The 5,214-nt window shown below is 65.6% G+C and carries 5 protein-coding genes; all 5 read left to right on the top strand.

Annotated features, from left to right (window positions below; genetic code table 11):
- The coding region (locus tag ABD747_RS02115) for a TetR/AcrR family transcriptional regulator (RefSeq protein ID WP_344801431.1) at positions 1-518 on the top strand (518 nt) is incomplete at its 5' end.
- A gap of 489 nt (positions 519-1,007) precedes the next feature.
- Positions 1,008-1,574, top strand: coding sequence for a maleylpyruvate isomerase family mycothiol-dependent enzyme (locus ABD747_RS02110; protein ID WP_344801470.1), 567 nt, complete (start codon positions 1,008-1,010; stop codon positions 1,572-1,574).
- Between the two features lie 577 nt (positions 1,575-2,151).
- On the top strand, positions 2,152-2,886 hold the full coding sequence (locus ABD747_RS02105) for an SDR family NAD(P)-dependent oxidoreductase (protein WP_344801430.1): 735 nt from the start codon (positions 2,152-2,154) through the stop codon (positions 2,884-2,886).
- Positions 2,887-3,142: 256 nt separating this feature from the next.
- Positions 3,143-3,634 carry a DUF4334 domain-containing protein gene (locus ABD747_RS02100; RefSeq protein ID WP_344801429.1) on the top strand — a complete coding sequence of 164 codons (492 nt, stop codon included), beginning with the start codon at positions 3,143-3,145 and terminating at the stop codon, positions 3,632-3,634.
- Positions 3,635-4,043: 409 nt separating this feature from the next.
- Positions 4,044-5,015 (top strand): tyrosine-type recombinase/integrase, encoded by a 972-nt coding sequence (locus ABD747_RS02095; protein WP_344801428.1) that lies wholly within the window; start codon positions 4,044-4,046, stop codon positions 5,013-5,015.
- Positions 5,016-5,214 lie beyond the last annotated feature (199 nt).

The following is a 5,214-nucleotide window of genomic DNA, read 5'->3' as shown; positions in this document are numbered from 1 at the left end:
CGTTGAACCGGGTGATCGAGGCGGCGGGGATCTCCAAGGGGTCGATGTACTACTACTTCGACGGCAAGGAGGACCTGTACGCGCACGTCCTCCGCGTGGAACTGGAACAGATGATCGCCCGGACGGGTCCGTTCGACATTCCGGCAGGCAGCGACCCGGACGCGTTCTGGTCGGAGTTGGAGAACTACTACCTCCAGCTGATGTCGGCCCTGGAAACCGCCCCGCAACTGGCGGCGCTGATCCGGGGGTGGATCGCCGCCTCGGCGACCCCAGCGATGCAGCAGATCCAGCAGGAGATGGAGAAGGCGGTAGTTCCGTGGATGGAACGAGTTCTCGCGACCGGGCAGCGGATCGGCGCCGTTCGGACCGACCTGCCATCTGGCCTGCTGATCGCGATCGCCGTCGGCATGGGCCAGGCGATGGACACCTGGCTGCTGACCCAGTCACCCAACGCCGCGAACCTGCCCCGGCTGATCAGCGCGTTGGTCGGGATGATCCGCCGGGCACTGGAACCCTGAACGCTAAGGGTTACGACTGAGCCCGGCGTCGTCGAAGGGCCAGCTGGCCCTACGAGTTCGCCAGCATCGAGGCAGCCAAGGCCGTTGTGGACTGGTGCTACGGCTTCTACAACCATCAGCGCCGACACTCCACGATCGGTATGGTCAGCCCGATCATCTTCGAGAACGCCGCGGCCACCAACCGGGAAGCCGCTCAAAGGGACCCTCCACGATTCTGCGGGAACCACAGCCGACACCGCCGGGTGAACTTCGGGAACACCCGGAACATGGCTCGCCCGCTGACATGCGGCCCGACCACAACTCCCGGGCCGGCCCTCTCCGGCAGCCCAGCGCTCCCTTCGTTACAGCTACGCCAGCATCCCTGTATTGACAGCTGTGGACCGAAGTCTCGACCAGACGGCAGACTGCTTGCAGGGCGCTCAGGGTTGGGAAGTGATGGGTGGACGGGCTTGAGATGGCCACGGCCGAGCGGACGGACCTGGCGCTTTTCTGGCGACTCTGACGCTCGAACAGTGGGAGGCGCCATCGCTGTGTGAGCGCTGGCGCGTACGAGACGTGGTCGCTCATGTGATGAGCTTCGACGGCGTCAGTCTGCTCGACATCCTTCGCCGCGCCATCCGCGCTCGATTCGCACACGTCAACCAGGTCGGTGTTGACGAACTCGCGTCACTCAGCACCGAACAGCTCCTCTACAGGCTGCGCGCTCATCTTCGGCCACAGGGGCTGGCCACAACCTTCGGGGGCCGGCTCGCTTTGCTCGATGTCACCATCCATCATCAAGACATCCGTCGCCCGCTCGGTATGCCACGCCAGATCCCGGCCGAGCTACTGCGCTGCGTCCTGGACGACAGCGTACGCAGCCCCGAGCTGCCGGGGTGGCACCTCTCCCGCGGCGTACGCCTGACACCGACAGACCTGGACTGGAGTCACGGCTCCGGACCGGAAATCACCGGACCGGCGGAATCCGTGCTGATGGCGGTCGCCGGTCGGCAAAGTGCCGTCGGGGAGCTAGCCGGTCCAGGGCAGGTGATACTGGCCAGACGGCTCGCCCGCTGACGAGCCACTTATCAAGGGTCAGAGTCTTCTCACCGGATGCAATTCGTTCTGTATTACTAACGATTATCAACAAAATCGCAAGTAATAGCGATTAGATTGCGTCCCCGGACTCGCCGGTGCGACGAATGGACCGACCGGAATGGATGTTGGTGTGGCCGCCAGCATGCGGTTCGCCCCCACGAACGCCAGGTGCTGTGCGTTCTGCTTCGCTGCGGTTGGCCGCCAGCACGTCGTCTGGCCCACGTACGTGGTCCGACAACCAGTCGTGGACGCCCAGTCGCGTGGCGCGGCTCACGGCGACGGGCGTCCAGATCGACGTTCCCACGACGGACGAGGGGGTTCGGACGACAGTTGATCCTCCGCAGTCCCGACGGGCTTCTGGTCAAGGTCAACAGTCCCGACGGTCTTCTGATCAAGATCAACGAGATCGACCAGGCCGTGCACACTTGATCATCGTCTCCGGCTACGGTGAGCTCGGTGCTGTCCCGCATGGAGGTGCCGGGCGAAAAGGAGTCGAGTATGGCTGTCAGCGCAGACCTGGCCCAGGTTTCGGTTCCCCTGCACTGGGGAGGTTGACGTGGCCAAGTCCATCGCGGTGTTCGGCGCAGGTCCCGGTCTCGGGCAAGCTGTCGCCCGTCGATTTGCGCGAGAAGGCTATGCCGTCGTGCTCGTGGCCCGCCGTCAGACCGTTCTTGACCGCCTCGCCGCCGAGCTCGCCGACCAAGGGGCCCGAGCATATGCCGTGACGGCCGACCTCGCTGACACCGATGCCATCCCAGGCGTGAGCGATCGCGTCCGAGCGAGGATCGGTGATCCCGACGTGATCTATTACGGCGCAGCACCCGCCGGCGCGATCATCCCGGTGCTCGACTTGACGCCTCAGAAGGTGCAGGACCTGATGCCGCTCGGTGTCTACACCCTGCTCGCGCTGGTCCGACAGTTCCTACCAGCGATGATCGCCCGCAGCGACGGTGCCATCTTAAGTGCCCAAGGAGCCAGCGCCCTGCAGGGCAATCCCCAGATCGCGGGCGGCCTCACGCTGGCCGCCCAGCGCAACTATCTGCAGGCGTTGCATGCCGAGGTGACACCGAAAGGTGTCTACGTCGGCGGTCTCTACATTGAGGCCGTCATCGAGGGCACCCCCATGCACGCCTGGATCGAGGCAGCCAAAGCCGAGGGGGCCCCAATGCCGGATATGCCCACCGTCAACCCGAACCAGCTCGCCGACCAGCTCTGGACCATGCACACCACCAAAGCCGAAGTCGAAGCCACCTACCCCGAGAAGCGCCTCCCCGTGACCCGGCCCGCATGACGCTAGCCGGTCGTCACTTGGCCAGGCTCGATGGCAAACCAGGGTCTGGCCTGTAGAGCCACATCACTTTCGATAATGGGAGGATCGAAAGTCATACCTATTGGGGCGCCTTGTGGTCAGTGTGCCGGCGTCCATAGTCAGTGCCAGGTGAACACGTAGACGGCCATTTCATCGGGCGGCGCTGAGGGCTGTCGGTTTCGGTCGACATGCGACATCCTGGTAGCGGTTTCAGGTGGACGAAGGAGATGAGGACCGGATGGACTCGGAAACGGCACGCCTGCGTTTTAAGGCTCTTCGCACCGAGGGCGGCAAGGTGGCGCCGGTAGAACTGGATGAGATCTGGGCTGCCCTGGACACCGTTCGTCCGGAAGAAATTCTGGGCAACTGGCGGGGCAGCGAGTTCGATAACGGACACCCCGCGTGCGGGACGCTCGCATCACTCGGCTGGTATGGCAAGACGTTCAACTCAGTTATGGACGCCAAGCCGCTGATCATGCGTGGTCCGAACGGAGAGCTGTTCTCCAACGTCGAGATCGGCAAGGGCGAGGCGAGCCTGTGGATGATCGAATTCAGAGGTGAATACACGGCGACCATGGTGTACGACGGCATCCCGGTGTTCGACCACTTCAAGCGCGTGGACGAGGACACGCTCATGGGAATCATGAACGGAAAGACGGTGCCGGACGGGCTCGTCGCCTTCCCGGCCGGCGAGCCACTGTTCACCTTCGTGCTCGAGCGAGACGCCTAGCTGACTCGACCTGAAGAAGTCGGATGGTCGTTGATCAACGGACCTCGCGGGGTGCCCGGCGGCCGTGGTACTCGGCGCTGCGAAATGACATCAGCGTCCAGGCGACATTCGCTGAGAGGCGCCCGCTCCATGCGGGTGCTCGTGGACGCGTCTCGACGCTCGCACCCCGGACTGCTGCATAATCGGTATTATGCAGCACTTTTCGGCGTGTCCTCCGCGGCCGGCGGCCCGCGTCTGAGACGCTCCGAGGTGTGTGTCTCCTGATCATCGACTGCACCGGACTGCGGCGCTGCCCCGGCGAGCCTGGACCGGCGTGGTGGTCGGGTGATCCGGCCAAGCAGTCGACACGGTGCCCGACGCCGATCGGTGGCGATCGGTGACCACCGCGGGTGTACCTGACATAACCACCGTGACGCCGCTGGTCGACCGGTTCTTCGCCGCCCGACGGTCGCTGAAGGACAGCCCGCACACCACCGCCGCCTACCGCCGCGACCTGGCCGCGATCCTCACCCACATCGCGGACGGCGGAGATGTCGACGAGGTGCGTGTCGATCAGCTCAGCGCACCGGTGCTGCGGGACGCGTTCGGTGTCTTCGCCACCAGCCACGCGAAGGCGTCCATCACCCGATGCTGGTCGACCTGGAACCAGTTCCTGACCTTCCTGGTCGCCGAGGGCGTGCTGGCCGGGAACCCGATGGCAGCAGTCCCCCGGCCGCGGCGGGTCAAAAGCGCCCCCAAGCCGCTGCAAGGCGAAGACACCCCCGAAACCCTGCTCCGATCCGCCGCCCTCCCCCGCAGCAACGCCCGACAACCCTGGCCCGAACGCGACCTTGCCGTGCTCGCCACCCTGCTGCTCACCGGACTGCGATCCGCCGAACTGCTTTCCCTGACCGTCGGCTCCATCACCGGCACCCCAGGAGAGCGGCGGATCCACGTCACCGGCAAGGGCGGCAAGTCCCGCTCAGTCCCGATCGAGGACACCCTCGACGCGGTGATCAACGTCTACCTCGGAACCCGGCGCGCCCGATTCCCGTCCCGGCGGATCGGACTCCGTAGTCCGCTGTTCGTCGACCACCACGGCAACCCAATGCAGCGGGGCGGTCTGCGCTACCTCACCGACACCGCGATGCGCGCCGCCGGCGTCGGCGACCGCCGCTCCCCCGGCGCCCTCGTCCACGCGATGCGGCACACCTACGCCACCCGGCTCGCCGACGACGGCGCCACCGCCAGCGAAATCATGGCCCTCCTCGGCCACGCCTCCCTCACCACCAGCCAGGCCTACATCGACTCCACCGCCACCGAACAACGACGCTCCGCCGCAGCCAACCGCACCTACCGGGCACTCAACGGCATCGTCACCCCGACAGCCGACGCCGAATAGCCGACGCCGAGGTGCCCCGAGGCTCGCAGCGGCGCGAACGCATCCGCCACGCCGAGCAGCGTTCCCTGGGCAGCACGGCCGACATAGATTCGCGATCCGTGCCAAAGTCAGGTGGACGCCACGCGGCCCAGTGAGCCCATTTAGACTCCTGGTTCATGTGCAGTGTGGCTCGGGGAGATGCTGAGGAGACCGCTGGGTG

The sequence above is a fragment of the Microlunatus ginsengisoli genome (assembly GCF_039537205.1).
GTDB lineage: Bacteria > Actinomycetota > Actinomycetes > Propionibacteriales > Propionibacteriaceae > Microlunatus > Microlunatus ginsengisoli.
This window is presented reverse-complemented; position numbering and strand designations above follow the sequence as displayed.

Excerpts from the sequence above, each read along its gene's own strand:
- ABD747_RS02100 (WP_344801429.1), top strand. The coding sequence starts at position 3,143 with ATGGACTCGGAAACGGCACGCCTGCGTTTTAAGGCTCTTCGCACCGAG.